Genomic DNA, 21,197 nt, shown 5'->3' with positions numbered 1-21,197 from the left:
GGGGAGGATACCATGCAAAAACGCATGCCATTTGAGATTGCAAAAACGGAGTCCTTTTATGAAAAATTGGGTGAGTGGATCGGTGACTTATTCTATGATATATTGCCCGAAGCAGGATTCGAATTAAGAGATGAACAGATATATATGGCTTTTCAACTTGAAAATGCCTTCAAAGATAAAAAAGTAATGTTTGCCGAAGCAGGAGTTGGAACGGGGAAAACAATTGTTTACTTGCTTTATGCCATCATGTATGCACGCTATACGAATCGCCCGGCAATCATAGCATGTGCAGATGAGACTTTAATTGAGCAGTTGGTGAAAAAAGAGGGAGATATCGCAAAGTTAGAGAAGGTTCTTGGACTAGATATCGATGTCCGCTTGGCTAAATCTCGAGATCAGTATCTTTGTTTAAAAAAGCTAGATCAAACGAAGAACAATGATTTTTCCGATGAGATTGCAAGTATATATGAGAACCTGCCTGATTTCGTACATTCTGTTGGCTCCATGCAAACCTTTGAAAAATATGGCGACAGAAGAGACTATCCAACTTTATCTGATGAAAAGTGGAGTGAAGTTAGCTGGGATGCTGTCCAGGATTGTTTTTCATGTGAGAAGCGTCACCGTTGTGGGCTGACATTGCATCGAGAGTATTACCGTCACTCTGAGGATTTAATTATCTGTTCCCATGATTTTTATATGGAGCATATTTGGACAAAAGAATCGAGAAAACGTGAAGGACAGCTGCCGTTATTACCCGAACATTCTTCTGTTGTTTTTGATGAAGGGCACCTTCTTGAATATGCGGCACAGAAAGCGTTAAGCTACCGTTTTACTGATTATACCTTAGAAACCCTGCTCACAAGACTAATGGAAAATGAAGTCCGAGAAAAGACGTTATATAAGATAGAAGAGGCTTTATTAGATAATGAAGCATTTTTCGATGGTATTTCACAATTCTCCTCACTTTCACAGGGGTCTGAAAAACAAATGATTACTAAGCATCCATTAGTATTGAAGACATGCAGGAAGCTTCTGTCCACTCTTCAATTCTTAGAAGAGGAATTGGTATTTGAAAGTGAGCTATATGTTATTAATGAATACGATTTGAAAATTGTTGAGGAATACTTGGAACAAATCACTTATTCTTTATCGCTTTTTCTTCAGGAGTTAAATGGAATTACTTGGTTCGAAGAAAAAGGGGGAGAACGGACACTAGTTATTATGCCGAAAATGGTTGAAGAAGTAATGCGGGAAGAAGTGTTCACACAGAAAAAACCGTTTATTTTCTCGTCTGCAACGCTCGCAAATCAAAAATCCTTCGATTATATTTCAGCGAGTCTTGGTGTTGATGAGTACCTCTCGTTTTCAGTGACATCTCCTTTTGATTATGATGATAAGATGGACCTTTACCTGCCAACATTTAAACAGGAAGACCTAGACGGGAAAATGGCCTATATTCTAAAGGAAATTCGTAAATCAGAGGGACGTGCATTAATTCTTCTCAATAATAAAGAGGAGTTAGCGTATCTTAAGAAAAATCTTTCTGGAGAAGTTCCATACCCTATTTATTTTGAAGGCGATGAAGAAATAAGCACACTTGTTTCTAAATTTCAAAATGAAGAACATGCGATTCTTTGTTCAATCCATCTGTGGGAAGGTTTAGATATTCCAGGAAGATCGCTTGAAAATGTGATGATCTTTTCGCTTCCATTTCCACCGAATGATCCGGTCTTTACGGCAAAAAAAGCAGGTGTGGATAACCCGTTTGCTGAGGTTGAACTACCGTATATGCTCCTTCGCTTACGTCAAGGTGTGGGACGCTTGATTCGGAGTGAAAAGGATCAAGGGGCAGTTCATATTTGTGTAAATGAAAATATCGACCCAAATGTATTAGAGAAGGTTAAAGAAGTTTTGCCTACTGAAGCTAAAGTATTATAAAAAACGGAAGCACCGTAAAGGGTGCTTCCGTTTTTTATATATTATCTACCTAATACCTTGAGTCCTTCAGGGGTCATTTTATCCGGAGACCATGCTGGTTCCCAAACCAGATAAACATCTACTTTTTTTGTTTCTTCAATTCCCTCAACACTGTATCGCACCCCGCTTGTTATGCTGTCATGGAGTGGGCAGCCTGGTGTCGTTAACGTCATCGTAATAGTAACATCATTGGATTCTGTAATCTCAATATTATAAATTAAGCCAAGGTCGACTACATTTATGTTTAATTCAGGGTCGTAAACACTTTCTAACGCACTTATAATTTTTTCTTTAATATTCATCATAAACACCTCGCTATTTTTTTAAAACTTGCAGGATACTGAATGAAATAATAATAAATACAATCGACAGGATGGACTGACCGAAATTAAACAATACAGTTATATGAAAAGTTAAGGCACAAAATACTGCCAGAATCGCTACAATAAATATTGAAAATAGGGGGGTAACGATTTTTTCATTCATCATTTCTTTTAATGAAGGGACCTTGCTTTTTCCGATTTCTTTACTATATTTATATGTCCACCAAAGAAATGGAACGATTTTATATAAATAACTAACGATACTTAAGACGATCCAGAGTAATAAATAGGCGTAAACAAGCGCTCCTATAAGGGTAGTGAATTGGTGATTCCATAGCATGATAAATGCTGCCAAATGAATCAAATTCCCTAATCCAATCGCAACTAGTGCGAACGTAAATGGTTTATCTAACGTTTTTTTTAATCGTTTGTTGATAATAAGGCTAATATGCCAGCTAAAAATAGTAAAACCGACTAAGAGTAATAAGAATCCTATTTTCAATAGAAGACTGTTATTGGTTAAGAATGAAATCAGCGATAGTACAAGACCAGAAATATAAAAAGCAAATACATATTTTGCTTGGACCATTGGAAAACCATGGGATAAGGAAAACATCGGCACCATCTTGTAAGAGAATCCGAAAATTAACAGTGTAAACCAGCCTGTAGTGCCCAGTAGTAAATGAGCTTTAAAGATGGATTGATAATATGCCCCTGCAAAACCTGTTTTTAAGCAATAAATTAGGGTAATTCCTAATGAAATCGTTATGAATAAACAAACTAGCGCCGAACCTACAAAAGCAGTAAGAATAGTTGGTTTTTCTTGTGTTCTAAGGGTCATAAACATTTGAAATAAGAACATTAAGATTCCAAGCAGCATGAGGATTCCGGGCAGCATCGCATTTTGCGGCGACCAATATAACATCCCTGAAAATGAAACAATTCCAACGGCTGTTACGAAGAATTGAATAAATCCGAATTTTTCATTCCATATTTTAGTTAGGAAGGCAACTGGTACCAATTGATACATCGATCCCATGGCCGCCATCAATGACCAGCCTAATACTAATAAATGGGCTGAAGACCAGATGACAGGAATTCTAAAAGTCCCTGAAGCCATTAATTGACCATTGATTAATAGTAGAATTTGCGAAAGTACTAATGCAATTAAACTAAACAAAATAAATGAAAATGGAAGTTTAATATTTGTTTCACTTCCCATATTTTGAGGAAGCATGATCATTCACCCCGCTTACCGGAAGATTTCAATTTTAAAACTTCCGTCACTTTGTTGTTCTGTTCGTTGTTGATAACCCAATTCCTCAAGTTGCTCATAGAGAAACATGGGCCTTCTATCATTAATTATTGTTAATGTTTCATTTTCTCCGAGGGTTTCCAAGGAAGCTAAGGTTCTCATCATTGGTTGTGGCGGTTCTAAACCGCGATTATCTAAAATCATACAATTTCCCCTTCTTCCTTAAGCTTTTTTTGTGAATGTTACTTTCCAATGCTTATGATCAATTTCTTCTTCCTCGTGAGTGAAGCCTTTTGCTTTTAATACTGCGAATAGTGGTACGGGTTTAAAAGGGGCATGAAGGATAAAGAGATCATTTCCCTTTAACTCCTTAATAGCCTCCATAATTTTTTGAAAGGGCTCTATTTTATTCTTTAAATCTTCTCGTACATCTAGTTCAATAATTCGCTGTTCCATAGTATTTACGACTCCTTTTTATATAATCGAAATCTATTTATTAATAGAACAATTCCTGTTGAAGTGATTCCCGATCGATTAGGTAATACCCCTCTTCGTCGAGTGTAATAAAGTTTTTCTTTTTCACTTGATTAATCGTCCTGCTTACCGTTTCTCTTGAGGTACCAATCATATTAGCTAATTCACGATTGGTGAACTGTGTGGTGAGTCTATAACGACCATCAACCATCAACCATTTCTCCATTCGATTTACAAAGCCTAACCAGCAGTAAAATAATTTGTTCAAAAGTATTATGGAGTACTTGTGCTTCTAATCTTCCTTGCAAATCTACTATTTTTTCTCCCAATACTTTAAAGAGTTTAATGCAAAGTTCTGGATAGGTAATGAGAATTTCTTCAAACTTATTAATCGGAATGATAATGAGATTAGCATCCTCCATTACTTCAGCATGGGCTGGAAAATTGCCCTTTCTGAAAAATCCTGCATGTGGAAACATTTCACCAGGCTCAAGGACGGAAATTAGTTGTTCTTTACCTGATAGGTCTGTTTTGCAAATCTTAATCTTTCCACTATGAATAAAAAAAACGCGATCAAGTGGATCATCCTGCATAAAAACATACATCTTATGTTTATAAAAACGAGTTTGTGCAATCTTCACGATTGGCTCCAGTTCTTCTGCCGACAATTCTTTAAAGACAGGGACAACGGATAATCTTTTAATTATGTCCTCTTGCTTCATTAACATCACCTTCGTATTAGTAATTATGATTTAGTTAGATTGTAGCAATGTTTTACAAGTAATAATGTGACCTCCGTCATAGGTACCTAGTTTTTATGAAAATTATTCTCAGTCTACCAGGAGTGTGGCAAATATCACAGGAAAAGGATGAAATGCTTCACTTTGTGTCAGACTTGTGAAAGTTACAATACGAAAGGTAATGAAACACGAAAGGATGAGGGGTTATGGAAATACAGCGAGGAACACCACCAAAAAAAGTGGTGAAGACGAATAAAAATGCATTACTTAAATCAGTATTAGTGATCACGATTTTACTCAGCTTCACTGTTTTACTAGTAGGGGGATATTGGATTTTTAAAGAGCAGGCACCAAGACCTGTCGAAGTAACCAATGAAAAAGGTGAAGTTTTATTTACAAAAGATTCCATAATGGGTGGACAGGCCGTTTTTCAGAAGTATGGATTAATGGATTATGGTACTGTTTTAGGTCACGGTTCATATATGGGTCCTGACTATACAGCTGAAGCTTTAAAGCTATATACAGAGGGAATGCAAGACTTTAAGGCAAATGAACAATATAGTAAAGACTTTGCTTCTTTAAATGATGATGAAAAATCAGCAATTAAAAATAAAGTAATCAAAGAAATGCGGAAAAACCGGTATGACTCAAGCAGCGATACCATGAAGTTAACAAATGCACAGGCGTTTGGACTTGAAAGAGTTAGAGAGTACTATAAAGAGGTATTCACTAAAGGTGACGGCTGGGGATTAAAGCCAAACTTAATTAAAGAAGGCGACATGCCTAAAACGGATCGTGCTTATGTTGCAAAAGGCGACCAAATCACTCAAATATCAGATTTCTTCTTTTGGACTGCATGGCTTTCAAGTACAGTCCGTGAAGGTGATAAAATTACTTATACGAATAATTGGCCATATTATGAAGACGCGGGCAACCATTTATCCTTTTCAGCAGTTTGGTGGAGCGGGGCCAGCATTACATTATTTGTATTAATGGTAGGAATTATCCTATTCGTGTTCTACCGTTATAATTTTGGTATGCAGGAAGCGTATAAAGAAGGCAATTTCCCGCAGATTGATCTACGGAAAATGCCAGTGACAAGTTCACAAGTGAAAACAGGGAAATACTTCGTGATTGTTGCTGCTTTATTCTTTGTACAGTGTATGTTTGGGGCTTTACTTGCCCACTATTATATCGAACCAGATAGTTTCTTCGGAATAAAGTGGATTCATGATATTCTTCCATTTAATATTTCAAAAGGTTACCACCTGCAGCTGGCTATCTTCTGGATTGCTACGGCATGGCTCGGAATGGGAATTTACGTTGCACCGCTTGTTGGTGGATATGAACCTAAGAAACAAGGTCTATTAGTAGATATTTTATTCTGGGCACTGGTTGTACTTGTAGCGGGAAGTATGGTTGGAGAATGGCTTGGTGCAAATGGTTATTTAGGAAACAAGTGGTTCTTGTTTGGACATACAGGTTGGGAATATATTGAACTAGGACGTGTTTGGCAGCTCATTCTCATTGTGGGGATGCTTATCTGGCTGTTTATCGTTTATCGTGGAGTCAGGGCAGGTCTTAAGCGAGAAACAGATAAAGGTGGACTGATTCACCTATTATTCTACTCAGCTATTGCTGTACCAGCTTTCTATATTTTTGCCTTATTTATCAACCCGGGTACCAGCTTTACATTTGCGGATTACTGGCGCTGGTGGATTATCCACTTATGGGTAGAAGGTATTTTTGAAGTGTTTGCAGTTGTTGTTATTGGTTTCTTATTAGTTCAACTTGGCTTAGTAACGAAAAAATCTACCGTAAGACAACTTTATTTCCAATTGATCCTGCTCTTGGGTAGTGGGGTAATCGGAATCGGACACCATTATTACTACAATGGTTCTGCAGAAATTTGGCTGGCTCTTGGTGCTGTCTTCTCTGCATTAGAAGTTATTCCGTTAACATTGTTAATCCTTGAAGCATATGAGCAATACAAAATGATGCGTGAGGGTGGAGTAAATTTCCCTTATAAAGGAACATTCTGGTTCTTAATCTCAGTTGCCATTTGGAACTTAGTTGGTGCAGGTGTGCTTGGCTTCTTAATTAACCTACCTGCCGTCAGCTATTTCGAACATGGGCAATTCTTAACCCCAGCACACGGCCATGGTTCGATGATGGGTGTATACGGTATGTTCGCATGTGCAGTACTCCTTTACTCATTAAGAAACATTGTGAAACCAGAAGCATGGAATGATAAATGGATTAAAATTAGCTGTATCCTGTTAAACGTTGGACTCGCAGGAATGGTGTTCCTATCCTTACTTCCAGTTGGATTCATCCAAATTAAAGAAGCCTTTAATCATGGATATGCTGCTTCTCGTTCAGCATCTTTCTTACAAAAGGATATTGTTGAAACACTATTAACTTGGCGCGCGGTGCCTGACACCATTTTCTTAATTGGTGTAGTGATATTGTTAGTATTCTGTATTAAAGCAATCTTTAATTTACGGAAGCCAACCCATAAAGAAGGAGAAAAGCTTCCAGTTAAAGATTTATCAATGGATGAAGATTAATAGGAACAAAAGGCGCAAGCGCCCGTTTAGCGGCGTATGGACTGGAGCGCTCCAACCGAGATAAAGGAAACACGAAGAGCGACAGCGATTCGATGTTGACTTATCGTAGGGCGGAGAGCGAAGTACACTAGCCGCTGGGCGCTGGAGCTGGATTCAGAGAACTATTTCTATTTTTCCACAATTAATTATTTTATAATTTCCTATACTGTAAAAAAATCCGCAAAGGTCAGCTTTGCGGATTTTCTTTGCTCTTTTTCTCAAAACACTCAAAACAATAGATTTCTTTCTCTTCTGTATGGATTCCGTTAAAGAAGCCGTCCAAACAATAGATTTCTTTACTACAGCATGTGCACTTTCCAATGAGTTCCTTCATAGTCATCCCCCCCGTATAAGCAAAATCATGTTTATGGTGTGATACCTCTCACTAAGTTTTCAAACCGGATTCAATATAATATAAGAGAAGTTAACATATTAATAGGAGTGATAATAATGCAAACCTACGCAAAAGTTATCAATGTACCAGACTTCCCGCCACGCGAGAAACATCCTACCATTTTTAACGGCTTTGACGAACTAGCATCAGGTGAAACTATGATGATTGTCAATGATCATGATCCAAGACCATTGTTATATCAATTCATGATGGAAAGAACAGATCAATTTTCTTGGGAGTACCTTGAAGAAGGTCCTGACACATGGAGAGTCGCTATTGCTAAAAAGTAATTTCATTTAAATTAATTCAACTAATCTTGGCTTACTTAATCATCGCTAATTTTTCGATTTATTTATTTTCCAAGATTCACTCTCTTTCCCTATATTTCTATTTTACAACAGAATTTCTTTCTGTTGTTTTTTTATTCGCATAGAAACAGCCGTTTACCTATTTTTCTGAATAATATGTTAAAATTTAAATGGGAATCTAAAGGGGGATTTAGAATGAATAAGGTACTACTAGAAAAAGAGTTTTTGGAATACGTGAAAAAAATGTCAGCATATAATGAAGCTTTAGGATTAATATATTGGGATTTAAGAACAGGGGCTCCGAAACAAGGAGTGGAGCAACGGTCTGAAGTGATTGGAATGCTTTCTTCCGAAGTATTTAAAATGTCAACCTCTGAGGAAATGGCAGCATACATAGCAAATTTAGGAAAACAGTCATTGTCCGAAAGAACTAGAAAAATTCTTGACGAATGCAAAAAAGAATATGAGAGAAATAAAAGAATCCCCGCTGAAGAGTATAAAGAGTTTGTCATTCTCCAATCTAAGGCTGAAAGTGTTTGGGAGGAAGCGAAAGAACAATCAGACTTTTCCCTGTTCAGTCCTTACTTAGAAAAACTGGTTGCTATGACTAAGAAATTCGTTGGCTATTGGGGACATGAACAAAATAAATACGACGTGTTATTAGATATGTATGAGCCAGGCATGACGATGAATGTACTAGACCAAGTATTTGGTGAACTGAGGGCGAAAATTGTGCCTTTAGTCAAACAAATTTCAGAGTCGTCACACAAACCTAAAACTGACTTTCTATTTAAAAAATTTCCTAAGGAAAACCAACGTGAACTGAGTTTAAAAATTCTCGAGAAAATGGGTTATAATTTTAAAGCAGGCCGTCTGGATGAAACAATTCATCCTTTTGCAACAGGATTAAACCCTGGTGATGTACGTGTGACCACGAATTATAATGAAAACGACTTCCGTACCGCCGTTTTTGGGACGATTCATGAAGGCGGTCATGCTTTATATGAACAGAATATTTCCAAATACTTAATTGGTACACCGCTTTGCACGGGAACCTCTATGGGGATTCATGAGTCGCAGTCCCTTTTTTATGAGAATATCCTGGGAAGAAGCTTTTCATTTTGGAAAAATAATTACCAACTGCTAAAGGACTATGCAACTGGACAATTTGATCAGGTGGAAATTGAAGATTTTTATCGTGCTATTAATGAATCTAAACCATCATTCATCAGAATTGAAGCGGACGAACTAACATATCCGCTCCATGTGATCATCCGTTATGAAATTGAAAAAGGGTTATTTAATGATGAAATTGCTGTGAAGGACTTACCAACGATTTGGAATGATAAATACGAAGAATATTTAGGCATTCGTCCGGAAACCGATGCATTGGGTGTGCTGCAGGATGTCCACTGGGCGGGAGGCAGCTTTGGGTACTTTCCTTCCTATGCCTTAGGGTATATGTATGCAGCACAATTTAAGCAGAAAATGGTCGAAGACCTTCCGAATTTTAATCAATTAGTCGAAGAGGGGAACCTTATTCCAATCAAAGAATGGCTGACAGCTAATATCCATCGATACGGTAAAATGAAAAAGCCGCTTGAAATCTTACAGGATGTTACCGGAGAGGGGTTAAATCCCAAATATTTAATTGATTATCTATATGAGAAGTTTGGAAAGGTATATAGATTAAACTAAAGAGAAAAACACAAAACAGGCTTCAATCGAAATGATTGAAGCCTGTTTACTTGATATCTTACCACTTACTCCAGGTCTGGAATCCTTTTGAGCCTGGAGGGGCATTTTGAATAATATCGATAAATGGAATAGTGTAAGCGAAAAGAATTAGGGCTGTGGCAATTCCTAACCATAATTTCCAGTTTTCAAATACCATTGGTGCTTTTTCTTCAAGATTCTCAGCAACCGCTACAGGGAATTCTTCTTCCCCTTTAGGAGCAAAGAATGCAAGATTGATGAAAATGATAATCACAAGAATAATTCCTAGGAATAAAATCGTTCCACCCACTGCTTGTGCAATTTGATAAGGAATCCATTCAGCTGCTTGTTTGGCTCCGCCGTAAGTAGAGAAAGCAGAACGTCTTGGTCCGCCAAGCAGGCCTTGGAAGTGCATGGCACCCGACATGAAGGCCATTCCAATGAACCATACCCAAGCTTGGATGATACCTAATTTATTCATAGCCTTTGTTAATTTCCGGCCAGTTAAATGTGGAACCAGCCAATAAGAAATTCCAAAGAAGGTTAATACAACAGATGTAGCAGCCGTTAAATGGAAGTGACCTGTTACCCAAATGGTATTATGCACCACTTGGTCCATTTGGTTGGAAGCGTTAATGATACCACCAGCACCCGCAGGAATAAATGAAGCCATACCGATAAATGGAACGGTAAATCTGGCATCGCCCCACGGCAGAACTTTAATCCAGCCAAAAAGGCCTGTTGCTCCTTTTGAGCGACCATATCTTTCAAATGTAGCGAATAACGAGAATGCAGTCATTAACGATGGAATAATAACCATGAATGTTAAGATAACCTGTAAGAACTTCCAAGCAGGGTCAATCCCTGGCTCTGTTAATTGGTGGTGAAAACCAACCGGAATCGAGAAGAGCAGGAACAAAATAAATGACAAGCGTGCCAATGAATCGGAGAAAATTTTCCCGCCGATAATTTTTGGGATAATCGCATACCAGCACATGTATGCAGGTAACAACCAGAAATAAACAAGTGGGTGACCAAAATACCAAAATAAAGTCCTGCTTACTAATACATCAACTGTATCCACTAATCCAAGTGACCAAGGGAGTAATTGGAACAATACCGTTGCTGCAACACCTAATGTAGCAATAATCCACATGACAGTATTAATTACAGCCATAAAACTCAATAATGGGCTTGGCTGACCTGGGTTGTTTTTCCGCCATTTTGCATATGTCATGATTTGAGCAGAACCATCAATCCAGCTTCCAATTACTACAAACGTTAAACCTAAGTAAAAAATCCAATGTGCTTTAAGTGGTGCATAAAAAGTGTAAAGTACTGAAGCTTCTTTTAGTAAAACCATGGTTGCTGCCATTAAGGTACCTACTAACATAATCCAAAAACCGATCCAGCCTGTTCGACGGGCAGCAATTGAATGACCGCCAGTGGTTCTACTTACGGCAGCATATTGAAATCCCATAATAAAAAACGTTGTTAAAACCAAGCCCATTAGCACACCATGGACAGTTAAAATTTGGTAATAATCAATGCCCCATGGCAGCTCCCATTTTCCGGAACGGACAAGGGTTTGTAATAGCCCCATTAAACCTCCAAGTGCAAGGGCAGAGAAGGCGACAAAAAAATGCGCCATTGAAAGCTTTGCATCACGCGGGTCTACTTTTACTTTCGTTGTTATGGAGTTGGCCATTATTTTTTCACCTCAATCATCGAACTCATTAGATGGTGTCCAGCACCACAATATTCGTTACAAACAATCAAATATTCGCCGGCCTTATCAAATGTTGTTGTATATTCGCTGACATAGCCAGGCTCTAGCATCATGTTGATATTTGTTCCAGCCACCTCAAAACCGTGGACGACGTCTTTGGTTGTAGCAATAACTTTTACTTTTGCTCCAAGTGGTACTTCCACTTTTACTGGATTATAGGAGAAAGCCGAAGCAACATAGACTAACTCATAATCCCAATCTTTCCCTTCAACCTTATGTAATCCTGGTTTATCAAATGGTTTCGTTTGATCGACCTTATCTACGTTAATCGTCGTTAAACAGCTTGGCGGCTTGTTGCCAAGATAGAACGCGCTTACACCTACAGTTGTTAAGAAAACAACCAAAGCGCCAATTCCAAAAGTAAGCCAAATTTTTTCGAATTTATGCATATGCATAATCTCTTCCCCCTTCAATCATTAAAAACGTTCAACAAATAAGTAATAGACACTTACCCAAGTGACAACAATAAAAGCTCCTAATAAGAAAACGGACGCTAATGTCCCTTTAAGAGAAGAGCTGTCTTCAATTTCTGTTTTATTGGTTGTTTTAAGTTCCGCCTTCGCCATCCCCCGCACTCCCTTCAGAGTAATAAAATAAATGATTAGTTCTCTTTCATAATACAAAACAATTGTGATGAAAAAATAACAAATTTCATAGTTCACAAATTGTTCATTCCTTAGGTATCTACTATGTTAATATTATAAAATTGATGTAACAGTGATTTATATCACAATCACCCAGGGGTATTTGTGAATAAAATGTGAACTATCACACTTCCTCTGTGATATAAGTAATTGAATAATCCTTCACAAACTATAAAAGACATCTTTTTGGAATCAATGTCACACTCTAGAAGTTCGAAAATATGATAGTAATAAATCATATTTTCCTCCAGAAAAGAGTGGATTTTTGTGGAAAAATATTATTGTGAACGATGCCGTCTTTTGTATGATAGTGTTGAAATTTGTAAAATTTGTGGAACGGTAGTAAAAAATAAAATTAAGATTGAAGTTCAAAAACAGCCTGATAAAAAATAGATCGAGAAAAGCATATTTCTTGCTTTTTGTTTAGAAAGTTGAAATTGGAAAACATTAGCTAATGAACGAAATTAGCATCCATTATATAATTTAAGAGCACAGCAACAACCTTCAAAACGTTTGCTCCCTTTAACGAGAAACTTTGGTTTCTCCCCTAAAGGGAGCTTTTTTTATGTGCTGACATTTTGCATAATAATCTTCAGGCTGGAAAAAATACCCTTACATAGCTTGAAGGAGAAAAAACATGCCAACGATTATATCAGTTGCGGAGGTAACGCCGCCATTTGAAGTAGACCAAAATCAAGCCTCGGAGTTTGCTCGCGAGCTGTTCTCCGATTCCTTTAAGGACATTGAAAGACTTTTACGAGCGTTTCAAAATGGTCAAATTGAAAAAAGGCATTTTGTAAAAAATGTTGATTGGTTTAAAGAAGATAAAACGTTTGAAGAAAAAAATACGGCTTATATTGAGTCGGCAGTTGAACTGGGAAGAGAAGCAATCGTGAAGTGTTTACATAACACTGATTTCTTAACAAGGAATATCCCTTATCAGGACATTGACGCCATTTTTTTTATTTCAACCACCGGTATTGCCACACCAAGCATCGAAGCCAGAATTATGAACTTACTCCCTTTCCTGCCTCACACTAAGAGGATTCCAATATGGGGACTTGGTTGTGCAGGTGGTGCTGCAGGGTTATCAAGAGCCTATGAATATTGCCTTGCTTTTCCGAAAGCAAAGGTACTTGTCCTGTCTGTGGAGCTTTGCAGCTTAACCTTTCAGCGCAATGATCTATCGAAAAGTAACTTCATAGGTACATCCTTATTTGCCGATGGTGTTGCCTGTGCGTTAGTTTGCGGTGATGATTCAAATTATTGTGATTATAGGAAGAAGAAGACTTCTCCCTTCATTATTGCAACACAGTCAACACTTATGCCAGATTCGTTAGATGTGATGGGATGGGATATAAAGAGTAACGGGCTCTATGTTGTTTTTTCTCGCGATATTCCTCACATAGTTGAAAATTGGTTGAAGCCGAATGTAACAGATTTTCTAGAAGAAAATCATGTAGACCTTAAAACAATAAACTATTTTATTGCCCATCCAGGTGGAAAAAAGGTAATCGATGCATATGTAAAATCATTAGAAATTCCTTCCTCAATGACAGAGGTTTCACTTGATGTGCTAAAACAGTTTGGAAATATGTCTTCAGCGACAATCCTTTTTGTGCTGAAGCGATTCATGGAGAAAGAAATTCCCGAAGGGGCCTATGGTCTTGGTACCGCTCTTGGGCCAGGGTTTAGTTCAGAACTGCATCTAATGAGGTGGCGGTAAATGGATGGATTTCTTGTATTCGAAATCATCAGTGGCTTCATTGTTCTTCAACGTATGGTTGAACTTAGAATCGCAAAACGCAATGAAAAATGGATGAAGAACCAAGGTGCCATCGAATTTGGTAAAAAACATTATCGATTTATGGTGTTGATGCATGTACTGTTCTTCTTTTGCCTAATTGCTGAAAAAGTTTTTGGGAATAGGGAACTTTCTTATTTTTGGCCGATCCTCTTATCAGTTTTCTTAGTGACGCAAATCATGAGGATTTGGGTGATTATTTCACTTGGAAGGTATTGGAACACGAAGATAATAGTTTTACGAGATGCAAACGTGATTAAAAAAGGTCCTTACCTTTATATCAGACATCCAAATTATTTTGTGGTTGCGATTGAATTAGTTGTGGTACCTCTATTGTTTAACTGCTATATAACGGCGTGTCTCTTTACCATCCTAAATGGCATTATCCTTATGATTCGGATTCCTGAGGAAGAAAAAGCCCTTAAGGAACTGACGGAATATGAAGGGATATTTCAGGATTGTAATCGTTTTCTCCCTAAAGTTGTTAAAAAAATGTGACAATTAAAATTGGACTATTGAAAATGATTATCACCTATGTTAAACTTTGATTAACAATGAAAATCATTCTCAACAACCTTGATAAGGAAGGTGTTACATATGACTTTTGCTTTAGTTGGCGGAACGGTTATTGTTTATGCATTTGTCATGAATCACGTTTTAAAAAACGTTACCCATTAAAAATAAATATCTATTTTTTTGAGCCAAGGTTGTTAACCTTGGTTTTTTGTCGTTTTTGGGAAAAATTTGTTTTAAGCAAAAGAAGTATCAGGATAGGAAAAGTTTGAATTATCGTATAAAATAAAAAATATTACAAAGTTGTTAAGGGGAATAAGTAATGATAAAAATAGCAAACCAAGAAGAAGCCCTCCAGATATTGAAAACGAAAATCGTTTCAATATATGAATATTTAATGAATCAAGAGGATTTTGAACATGCCAAAAAAATTAAACAATTAGCCAAAAAGCTAGGAAACAGAGAGTTTCTGATTGCCTTTTGCGGTCATTTTTCTGCAGGAAAATCGACGATGATTAACCAACTGGTGGGTGAAAAATTACTTCCATCGAGTCCGATTCCCACCAGTGCAAACTTGGTGAAAGTAAAAGCAGGGGAAGAATACGCCAAAGTCTTCTTCAAAAATGAAACACCTCGCATTTATTTAGCGCCTTATGATTATGAACTTGTTAAGAATTATTGTAAGGACGGCGATCAAATTGAAGAAATCGAAATAAGTCACAGCGATACGGGTTTGCCAGATCATACCGTCATTATGGATACACCTGGCATTGATTCAGCTGACGATGCCCATCGAATTGCAACGGAATCGGCAATCCATCTTGCTGATTTGATTCTTTATGTAATGGATTATAACCATGTCCAAGCAGAGTTGAATTTTTTATTTACAAAGGAATTGACTGAAGCAGGAAAAGAAGTTTACCTAGTCATAAACCAAATTGATAAACACAATGATGAAGAACTAAGTTTTCTGGAATTTCAAAACAGCGTGGTAGATTCGTTTGCTTCATGGGGAGTAAAACCGGCAAGGATTTTTTATACCTCATTGAAGCATGAAACCCATCCCTTCAATGAATTTTCTGATCTTCAAGAATTTATTGCAGATAAATTGGCATCTAAGGATCAATTATTAGTTCCGTCCATATTTCAATCTCTGAAGAAAATTACACAGGATCATATCCAGCAAAGGCGTAAATTAGATCAGGAGGAAATGGCACCTATTCTTGCTATTCTAAATGAATTATCTGAAGAAGAAAGAAGTACATTGTCCAATGCTGCCGAAGAAGCGGTTGGTAACCTCAAGACATTAAAAGATGGGGTTGCTGGAACAGAAAAGGAATTTGATCATCAAATTGCTCAAATCCTTAAAAACGCCTATCTGATGCCGTTTCAAACCAGAGAATTGGCTGAAAGTTATTTGGAATCATGTCAGCCAGAATTTAAAATTGGATTTTTGTTTTCTAAGCAAAAGACAGTAGAAGAGAAAAAGGTAAGGCTAGACCGTTTCCAGCATGATATCCTTGATAAAACGAAAGCTCAACTCGAATGGCATGTCCGTGAATTTTTACTGAGTACATTAAAAGAAACAGGGCTTGATGAGGGGGAACTGCAGGGATTGGCGCAGTCTTATTCCATCGATGTTCCGACAAGTCTTTTAACGGAAGCAGTAAAGTCTGGGGCACGAGTATCTGGTGAATATGTATTACATTATACAGAAGATGTGGCCAATGAAATTAAAAGACTGTCACGAATCCAACTCACGACTTTTAAAGAGGAGTTTCTTAAAGCCTTAAAGGAACGAACGACCAGATTAATAGGGAAGTATGAACAAGAACTAAAAAGAACGGATCGATATGTTGAGGCATTAACAGAATTAAAAAAATCTCAGCAGAAAATTACCTTGATGGAAACAAAAATGGAAAAGTTATTAACAACGGATGTTGTGCTACAAGAAGATATTTATCATCTTTTTGAACAGGATGAAGAAGAATTTGAAGTGGTAAGGGCCCAGCCAACAACTAGCACTCGTTTAACTGCCACCACTCCTTCTAAGCCTGAAATCGTTGAAAAATCCATATTAAAGGAACCGGAAGTAAATTCATCGAATGACCATGTAATAAAAACAGTAGAACGTCTCAGTCTGACTTCAACATTAATCAAAGACATTCCAGGATTTCAAAAGCTCTCAACAGAATTAGTGGAAAAAGCAGAAAGACTTGCAAACAAAGGATTTACCGTCGCATTATTTGGAGCTTTCAGTGCAGGCAAATCTTCCTTTGCCAATGCACTTATGGGTGAAAAGGTCCTACCTGTTTCACCAAATCCCACCACTGCTGCGATTAATAAAATTAAACCAGTTACGGAAAATCATCCTCATGGCACTGTGCTTGTTAAATTTAAAGATGCTTCATCCATGCTGGAAGATGTTAATCGTTCTTTAAAAGTATTTGAACTTCAGGTTGCAGATTTAGAAGGTGCATCCAAGAAAATAAATCAGATTATGCTTCAAACAGGGCAAGAAGGCGGTGTTTTAGAAAAGACCCATTATGCCTTCTTGCAGGCATTTATGAAAGGCCATGCATCATATGGGACTTTGTTAGGAACCGTTCTTGAAACGGATGTTACTGAATTTAGCGAGTTCGTCGCAAAAGAAGAAAAATCCTGCTATGTTGAATGGATCGAGCTCTATTATGATTGTGAGTTAACGCGAAAAGGCATCACACTTGTTGATACACCTGGAGCGGATTCTATCAATGCCCGTCATACTGGGGTAGCCTTTGATTATATTAAAAATTCAGATGCGTGTTTTTTTGTTACTTATTACAACCATGCTTTTTCTAAAGCCGACCGTGAATTCTTAATCCAACTTGGGCGTGTGAAGGAATCATTCCAAATGGATAAAATGTTCTTTATTATCAATGCTATCGATCTTGCAGAGAGTGAAGAAGAGAAGGAAACCGTGATTGATTATGTTGAGGATCAACTAAGCAAATATGGGATAAGGAATCCTCATCTTTATCCTGTGTCTAGTTTACTTGCCTTAAAGGAAAAAACGGATCCTAATCCAAAATTTGAATCAGGAATGAATAAATTTGAACAGGCGTTTTATCAATTTATAACCAATGAATTAACAGAAATGGCTATCTCTTCAGCAGAAAAGGAAGTAACTCGTGTCCATGATTTAATCACAAATCTGATTCAGAGTTCACGGGAAGATCAATCGGTTAAAGAGAAAAAACGTGAGAATATTAGAAACCAGCAAGCGCTGATTCAAGATTTATTTACAAACCAAACAGATGGAAATTTACAAAACCGTTTGCATCAAGAAGCAGATGAGCTGGTTTATTACATTAAGAAACGGGTCTTCTTACGCTTCGGGGATTTCTTTAGGGAGTCATTTAATCCAAGCTCCCTTAGGGATGATGGACGTAATTTAAAAAAGGTTTTACAAGGTGCGTTGGATGAATTTCTCGAAAGTCTAGGGTTTGATTTTGCTCAAGAAATGAGAGCAACTACTGTGCGTATTGAGCGCTTTTCTGAAAAACAATTGGCTGATTTCCAATCAGGTCTTATTCGGAATCTACAAGAAATCAATCCAGACCTCTCCTTTTCACCATTTGAAGTAGAGCATAAAGCAACAATCGAATTTCCAAATGCCTTTAAAAATGTTGATAAACAAGTATTTACGAAAGCAATGTCTTATTTTAAAAATCCAAAATCCTTCTTTGAAAAAAATGAAAAGAAACTAATGAGTGATGAACTTAATCAAGTACTAGATTTACCTGCAGAGGAATATTTAGCAGAAGAAGCGAAACGATTAAGTAGTCACTATAGTGATGAAATCACAAACGAATTCAATCGCCTATTAGAACAAATGATCGAACAAGTAAATGATTTTTATTTAAGCCATCTCTCGGCCTTAGACGGCGGCATCTCTATTGAATTTTTAAGGGATATCCAAACAAAATTGGCGGATTAGATTTTAAGTGGGAAATATCAGATTCGAGGAGGATGCTCTAGTGAAATATATTAAAGACCAGGAATGGGTTTTAAAAAGCTTAAATGAGAACCATGTCAGGATTATCGATTGCCGGTTTTCATTAGCTGAACCAGAAAAAGGCAAGCAGGAATACTTACAAGGTCATCTTCCTGGGGCAGTGTTCTTTGATTTAGAAAAAGACCTGTCCAGTCCGAAACAAACCTATGGCGGCAGGCATCCAATGCCTGTGCTAGAAGAATTTATATCCAAACTTGAGAATGCAGGTATTGATGAAAACAAACTTATTGTTGCCTATGACCATGGGGAAGGAGCATTTGCAGCTCGTTTTAGCTGGATGATGCAATACCTTGGCCATGAAAATGTCTATGTGATTGATGGCGGATATAAAGGCTGGGTAGATGCAGGACACCCTGTAACTAAGGAAATTCCTGTCTTTGAAAAAACTGAATTCCATTTTCGGGTTCAGCCAGATTTGCTGGCTACAACGGAAGAAGTAAAAGAAATAGTTGAAAAACAGTTGAATTATAAAACCTTAATCGATTCACGGGAAGAAAAACGCTTTTTAGGTTTAGAAGAACCAATAGATAAAAAAGCTGGCCATATTCCTGGAGCAATCAATAAGCCATGGATGGAAGGATTAAGTGAGAATCGCTATAAACCTTCCGAGATTCAGAAACAAAGGTTCGAAAATCTCGACCCGGCTAAGGAATTGATTGTATACTGCGGTTCAGGGGTGACAGCCGCCCCAAATTACTTGGCTTTGAAAGAAGCAGGTTTTGAGAAAGTAAAGCTCTATATTGGAAGCTTTAGTGATTGGATCTCATATGAGGATAATCAAATAGAATAAAATTTTGGAGCAACTTATGTTATAATGGTAATCGTGTTGTTTTTAAACACCCAACTAAGGAGGTCCAAAATGACGAATCAAAAACCTTCACTGATGCTTGTTGATGGAATGGCTTTGCTATTCCGTGCTTTTTACGCTACTGCAGTTACCGGACAATTTATGATAAATTCAAAAGGAACACCCACGAATGGAATTCATGGCTTTGTGAAGCATTTATTCACGGCTGTAAATTCCTTTAAGCCCACACATCTTGCAGTTTGTTGGGATATGGGAAGTAAGACCTTCCGTACTGAATTGTTTTCTGATTATAAAGGGAATCGGGGGGAAGCTCCGGTCGAGCTTATTCCGCAGTTCGATTTAGTAAAAGAGGTTGTTGCCTCTTTTGATATACCCAACATCGGATTAGCAGGATACGAAGCTGATGATTGCATTGGAACAATTGCCAATCAATCAAAGGAGTACGCACATGTATCGATTTTAACGGGTGATCAGGACATGCTGCAGCTTCTTGATGATAGTATTTCCGTTATTTTATTGAAAAAAGGTTATGGGAATTATTTGGTTCATACGCCAGAAACTTTTTTGGAAGAGAAGGGGATTACTCCTCGGCAAATGATCGATTTAAAAGCTCTAATGGGTGATACTAGTGATAATTATCCTGGAGTAAGAGGAATAGGGGAAAAGACAGCTCTTAAGCTCCTACAGGAGTTCGAACATATCGAGGGTATAATCTCCAATTTAGAACGTTTATCTAAATCCAATAAGACTAAAATTGAACAGGATTTAGAAATGCTCCATTTATCGAGAATACTTGCAGAAATAAAATGTGATGTTCCCGTTAGTTGTGCCTTGGATGAGGCGGGCTTAAGAATTGAAAAAGAAAAAGCATTGAATAAGTTAATGGAATTAGAACTTCGTGGATTGCAGCGTCTACTGCCAATAGACGAAGTGTTTGTTTCATAAAAAAATGAGGTTGTCCATTCGAGACAACCTCATTTTTTATGGATAAACAAGATTTGTTGAAACTGGCTGTCAAAAAATGGGCAGTCAGTTTCATGTTTATCTTCTTATTTTGTATTTTTTTTCTTGGCGGCATTTTCTAATTTGCTTTTCGGTTCTTCGGCAAACTCGGCATCTTGACCATATCCCTGAGGATTAACCCCTGGTGCTTTCACGCCGCGATTTGCTTGACCATTTTTACCCATAAACGTTCACCTCCCACTTTTTTAGTATTTCCAGTTGGAATAATAAAACTCAGGAATTCGAACAATAGTAGCAGGGGTGATTTGATGAACAAAGGTGTTTATTTAGCGCTTTTTAGCATAGGACTAGCACAAGGAATGAAAATTCCGATTCACTTTATAAAAGAGAAAGAATGGCGCCCTGAATTGTTCTTTGGAACCGGCGGGATGCCTAGTTCGCATTCAGCCGGGGTTTCTACCTTAACAACCTACATTGCCATGCAGCGTGGCCTGCCAACCTTTGATTTTGCCCTTTCCCTCATCTACGGATTAATTGTCATGTATGATGCACAAGGGGTTAGAAGGCAAACAGGTGAATTAACCTTAAAGGTAAATTCCATGAATGAGTTAATTGAAAAAATTCATAAAGAGGAAAGTGTTGAATTTAAACAGGACTCTCCAAAAAAGTTAAAAGAGATGTTAGGTCATGAACCGGAAGAGGTTGTTGGCGGAGCCATTCTAGGTGCTTTGGTGGGAGTCATTGGTCACTTATGTACAAAAAAGAATAGAAAATTTTCGAAATTTAAGTTAAGATTTTAAAGGGATGTTCAGAGTTTGTTGGG

At 37.5% G+C, this 21,197-nt stretch carries 19 protein-coding genes and 1 pseudogene; 10 read left to right on the top strand and 10 right to left on the bottom strand.

The window, feature by feature from the left end; genetic code table 11:
* Positions 1–12 precede the first annotated feature (12 nt).
* Complete coding sequence (locus BR30_RS0104000) at positions 13–1,938, top strand: ATP-dependent DNA helicase (protein ID WP_026563878.1); 1,926 nt, start codon at positions 13–15, stop codon at positions 1,936–1,938.
* Positions 1,939–1,979: 41 nt separating this feature from the next.
* Here BR30_RS0104000 and BR30_RS0103995 read toward each other — a convergent pair whose 3' ends face one another.
* The 5 genes and pseudogenes from BR30_RS0103995 to BR30_RS32595 all read right to left on the bottom strand — a co-directional run bounded on the left by BR30_RS0103995 (position 1,980) and on the right by BR30_RS32595 (position 4,751).
* Positions 1,980–2,279 carry a metal-sulfur cluster assembly factor gene (locus BR30_RS0103995; RefSeq protein ID WP_026563877.1) on the bottom strand — a complete coding sequence of 100 codons (300 nt, stop codon included), beginning with the start codon at positions 2,277–2,279 and terminating at the stop codon, positions 1,980–1,982.
* 13 nt (positions 2,280–2,292) lie between these two features.
* Positions 2,293–3,537, bottom strand: a complete 1,245-nt coding sequence (locus BR30_RS0103990; protein ID WP_026563876.1) for a hypothetical protein — start codon at positions 3,535–3,537, stop codon at positions 2,293–2,295.
* A 15-nt stretch (positions 3,538–3,552) separates the two neighbouring features.
* On the bottom strand, positions 3,553–3,759 hold the full coding sequence (locus BR30_RS0103985) for a DUF2249 domain-containing protein (protein ID WP_026563875.1): 207 nt from the start codon (positions 3,757–3,759) through the stop codon (positions 3,553–3,555).
* 18 nt (positions 3,760–3,777) lie between these two features.
* The gene (locus BR30_RS0103980) at positions 3,778–4,011 is read right to left on the bottom strand and encodes a DUF2249 domain-containing protein (RefSeq protein ID WP_026563874.1); all 234 of its coding nucleotides are present in this window, start codon (positions 4,009–4,011) and stop codon (positions 3,778–3,780) included.
* Between the two features lie 40 nt (positions 4,012–4,051).
* Positions 4,052–4,751: pseudogene (locus BR30_RS32595) on the bottom strand (Crp/Fnr family transcriptional regulator).
* Between the two features lie 224 nt (positions 4,752–4,975).
* On the opposite strand from BR30_RS32595, the gene BR30_RS0103970 reads away from it, so the two are divergent.
* Entirely contained in the window at positions 4,976–7,339 is a 2,364-nt protein-coding gene (locus BR30_RS0103970) for a nitric-oxide reductase large subunit (protein ID WP_026563873.1), read from the top strand.
* A 226-nt stretch (positions 7,340–7,565) separates the two neighbouring features.
* On the opposite strand, the gene BR30_RS37250 is transcribed toward BR30_RS0103970, so the two are convergent.
* Positions 7,566–7,712 carry a hypothetical protein gene (locus BR30_RS37250; protein ID WP_197032288.1) on the bottom strand — a complete coding sequence of 49 codons (147 nt, stop codon included), beginning with the start codon at positions 7,710–7,712 and terminating at the stop codon, positions 7,566–7,568.
* 116 nt (positions 7,713–7,828) lie between these two features.
* Between BR30_RS37250 and BR30_RS0103960 the strand changes: the two genes are divergently transcribed.
* Both BR30_RS0103960 and BR30_RS0103955 read left to right on the top strand, forming a co-directional pair.
* Positions 7,829–8,062 carry a DUF2249 domain-containing protein gene (locus BR30_RS0103960; protein WP_026563872.1) on the top strand — a complete coding sequence of 78 codons (234 nt, stop codon included), beginning with the start codon at positions 7,829–7,831 and terminating at the stop codon, positions 8,060–8,062.
* 213 nt (positions 8,063–8,275) lie between these two features.
* Positions 8,276–9,778, top strand: coding sequence for a carboxypeptidase M32 (locus tag BR30_RS0103955; RefSeq protein ID WP_026563871.1), 1,503 nt, complete (start codon positions 8,276–8,278; stop codon positions 9,776–9,778).
* Positions 9,779–9,836: 58 nt separating this feature from the next.
* On the opposite strand, the gene BR30_RS0103950 is transcribed toward BR30_RS0103955, so the two are convergent.
* From BR30_RS0103950 to BR30_RS0103940, 3 genes are read right to left on the bottom strand one after another with little or no spacing between them, the layout of a single operon-like run.
* The gene (locus BR30_RS0103950) at positions 9,837–11,504 is read right to left on the bottom strand and encodes a b(o/a)3-type cytochrome-c oxidase subunit 1 (RefSeq protein ID WP_026563870.1); all 1,668 of its coding nucleotides are present in this window, start codon (positions 11,502–11,504) and stop codon (positions 9,837–9,839) included.
* On the bottom strand, positions 11,504–11,980 hold the full coding sequence (locus BR30_RS0103945; RefSeq protein ID WP_026563869.1) for a cytochrome c oxidase subunit II: 477 nt from the start codon (positions 11,978–11,980) through the stop codon (positions 11,504–11,506). The genes BR30_RS0103950 and BR30_RS0103945 overlap by 1 nt, the downstream gene beginning before the upstream one ends.
* Before the next feature lie 21 nt (positions 11,981–12,001).
* Positions 12,002–12,151: a cytochrome c oxidase subunit 2A gene (locus BR30_RS0103940; protein WP_026563868.1), complete on the bottom strand. Its 150-nt coding sequence runs from the start codon at positions 12,149–12,151 to the stop codon at positions 12,002–12,004.
* Positions 12,152–12,866: 715 nt separating this feature from the next.
* Between BR30_RS0103940 and BR30_RS0103930 the strand changes: the two genes are divergently transcribed.
* From BR30_RS0103930 to BR30_RS0103905, 5 genes are all read left to right on the top strand, one after another.
* Positions 12,867–13,955, top strand: a complete 1,089-nt coding sequence (locus BR30_RS0103930; RefSeq protein WP_026563867.1) for a type III polyketide synthase — start codon at positions 12,867–12,869, stop codon at positions 13,953–13,955.
* The gene (locus BR30_RS0103925; protein ID WP_026563866.1) at positions 13,956–14,531 is read left to right on the top strand and encodes an isoprenylcysteine carboxyl methyltransferase family protein; all 576 of its coding nucleotides are present in this window, start codon (positions 13,956–13,958) and stop codon (positions 14,529–14,531) included.
* Positions 14,532–14,868: 337 nt separating this feature from the next.
* Entirely contained in the window at positions 14,869–18,525 is a 3,657-nt protein-coding gene (locus BR30_RS0103915) for a dynamin family protein (protein ID WP_026563865.1), read from the top strand.
* A gap of 40 nt (positions 18,526–18,565) precedes the next feature.
* A complete protein-coding gene (locus BR30_RS0103910) occupies positions 18,566–19,393 on the top strand; it encodes a sulfurtransferase (protein ID WP_026563864.1) in 828 nt (275 codons plus the stop codon).
* A gap of 69 nt (positions 19,394–19,462) precedes the next feature.
* Positions 19,463–20,356 carry a 5'-3' exonuclease gene (locus BR30_RS0103905; RefSeq protein ID WP_026563863.1) on the top strand — a complete coding sequence of 298 codons (894 nt, stop codon included), beginning with the start codon at positions 19,463–19,465 and terminating at the stop codon, positions 20,354–20,356.
* A gap of 104 nt (positions 20,357–20,460) precedes the next feature.
* Here BR30_RS0103905 and sspL read toward each other — a convergent pair whose 3' ends face one another.
* Positions 20,461–20,598: a small, acid-soluble spore protein L gene (gene sspL, locus BR30_RS0103900; RefSeq protein ID WP_026563862.1), complete on the bottom strand. Its 138-nt coding sequence runs from the start codon at positions 20,596–20,598 to the stop codon at positions 20,461–20,463.
* A gap of 84 nt (positions 20,599–20,682) precedes the next feature.
* Here sspL and BR30_RS0103895 point away from each other — a divergent pair, with 84 nt between their 5' ends.
* Positions 20,683–21,174, top strand: coding sequence for a divergent PAP2 family protein (locus BR30_RS0103895; RefSeq protein ID WP_026563861.1), 492 nt, complete (start codon positions 20,683–20,685; stop codon positions 21,172–21,174).
* The last annotated feature ends 23 nt before the right edge of the window (positions 21,175–21,197 follow it).

It is taken from the genome of Bacillus sp. UNC41MFS5 (assembly GCF_000686805.1).
This window is presented reverse-complemented; position numbering and strand designations above follow the sequence as displayed.

Bases quoted from the DNA above. Each gene is read 5' to 3' on its own strand.
- BR30_RS0104000 (WP_026563878.1), top strand. From the start codon at position 13: ATGCAAAAACGCATGCCATTTGAGATTGCAAAAACGGAGTCCTTTTAT.
- BR30_RS0103995 (WP_026563877.1), bottom strand. From the start codon at position 2,279: ATGAATATTAAAGAAAAAATTATAAGTGCGTTAGAAAGTGTTTACGAC.
- BR30_RS0103990 (WP_026563876.1), bottom strand. From the start codon at position 3,537: ATGCTTCCTCAAAATATGGGAAGTGAAACAAATATTAAACTTCCATTT.
- BR30_RS0103985 (WP_026563875.1), bottom strand. From the start codon at position 3,759: ATGATTTTAGATAATCGCGGTTTAGAACCGCCACAACCAATGATGAGA.
- BR30_RS0103980 (WP_026563874.1), bottom strand. From the start codon at position 4,011: ATGGAACAGCGAATTATTGAACTAGATGTACGAGAAGATTTAAAGAAT.
- BR30_RS0103970 (WP_026563873.1), top strand. From the start codon at position 4,976: ATGGAAATACAGCGAGGAACACCACCAAAAAAAGTGGTGAAGACGAAT.
- BR30_RS37250 (WP_197032288.1), bottom strand. From the start codon at position 7,712: ATGAAGGAACTCATTGGAAAGTGCACATGCTGTAGTAAAGAAATCTAT.
- BR30_RS0103960 (WP_026563872.1), top strand. From the start codon at position 7,829: ATGCAAACCTACGCAAAAGTTATCAATGTACCAGACTTCCCGCCACGC.
- BR30_RS0103955 (WP_026563871.1), top strand. From the start codon at position 8,276: ATGAATAAGGTACTACTAGAAAAAGAGTTTTTGGAATACGTGAAAAAA.
- BR30_RS0103950 (WP_026563870.1), bottom strand. From the start codon at position 11,504: ATGGCCAACTCCATAACAACGAAAGTAAAAGTAGACCCGCGTGATGCA.
- BR30_RS0103945 (WP_026563869.1), bottom strand. From the start codon at position 11,980: ATGCATATGCATAAATTCGAAAAAATTTGGCTTACTTTTGGAATTGGC.
- BR30_RS0103940 (WP_026563868.1), bottom strand. From the start codon at position 12,151: ATGGCGAAGGCGGAACTTAAAACAACCAATAAAACAGAAATTGAAGAC.
- BR30_RS0103930 (WP_026563867.1), top strand. From the start codon at position 12,867: ATGCCAACGATTATATCAGTTGCGGAGGTAACGCCGCCATTTGAAGTA.
- BR30_RS0103925 (WP_026563866.1), top strand. From the start codon at position 13,956: ATGGATGGATTTCTTGTATTCGAAATCATCAGTGGCTTCATTGTTCTT.
- BR30_RS0103915 (WP_026563865.1), top strand. From the start codon at position 14,869: ATGATAAAAATAGCAAACCAAGAAGAAGCCCTCCAGATATTGAAAACG.
- BR30_RS0103905 (WP_026563863.1), top strand. From the start codon at position 19,463: ATGACGAATCAAAAACCTTCACTGATGCTTGTTGATGGAATGGCTTTG.
- sspL (WP_026563862.1), bottom strand. From the start codon at position 20,598: ATGGGTAAAAATGGTCAAGCAAATCGCGGCGTGAAAGCACCAGGGGTT.
- BR30_RS0103895 (WP_026563861.1), top strand. From the start codon at position 20,683: ATGAACAAAGGTGTTTATTTAGCGCTTTTTAGCATAGGACTAGCACAA.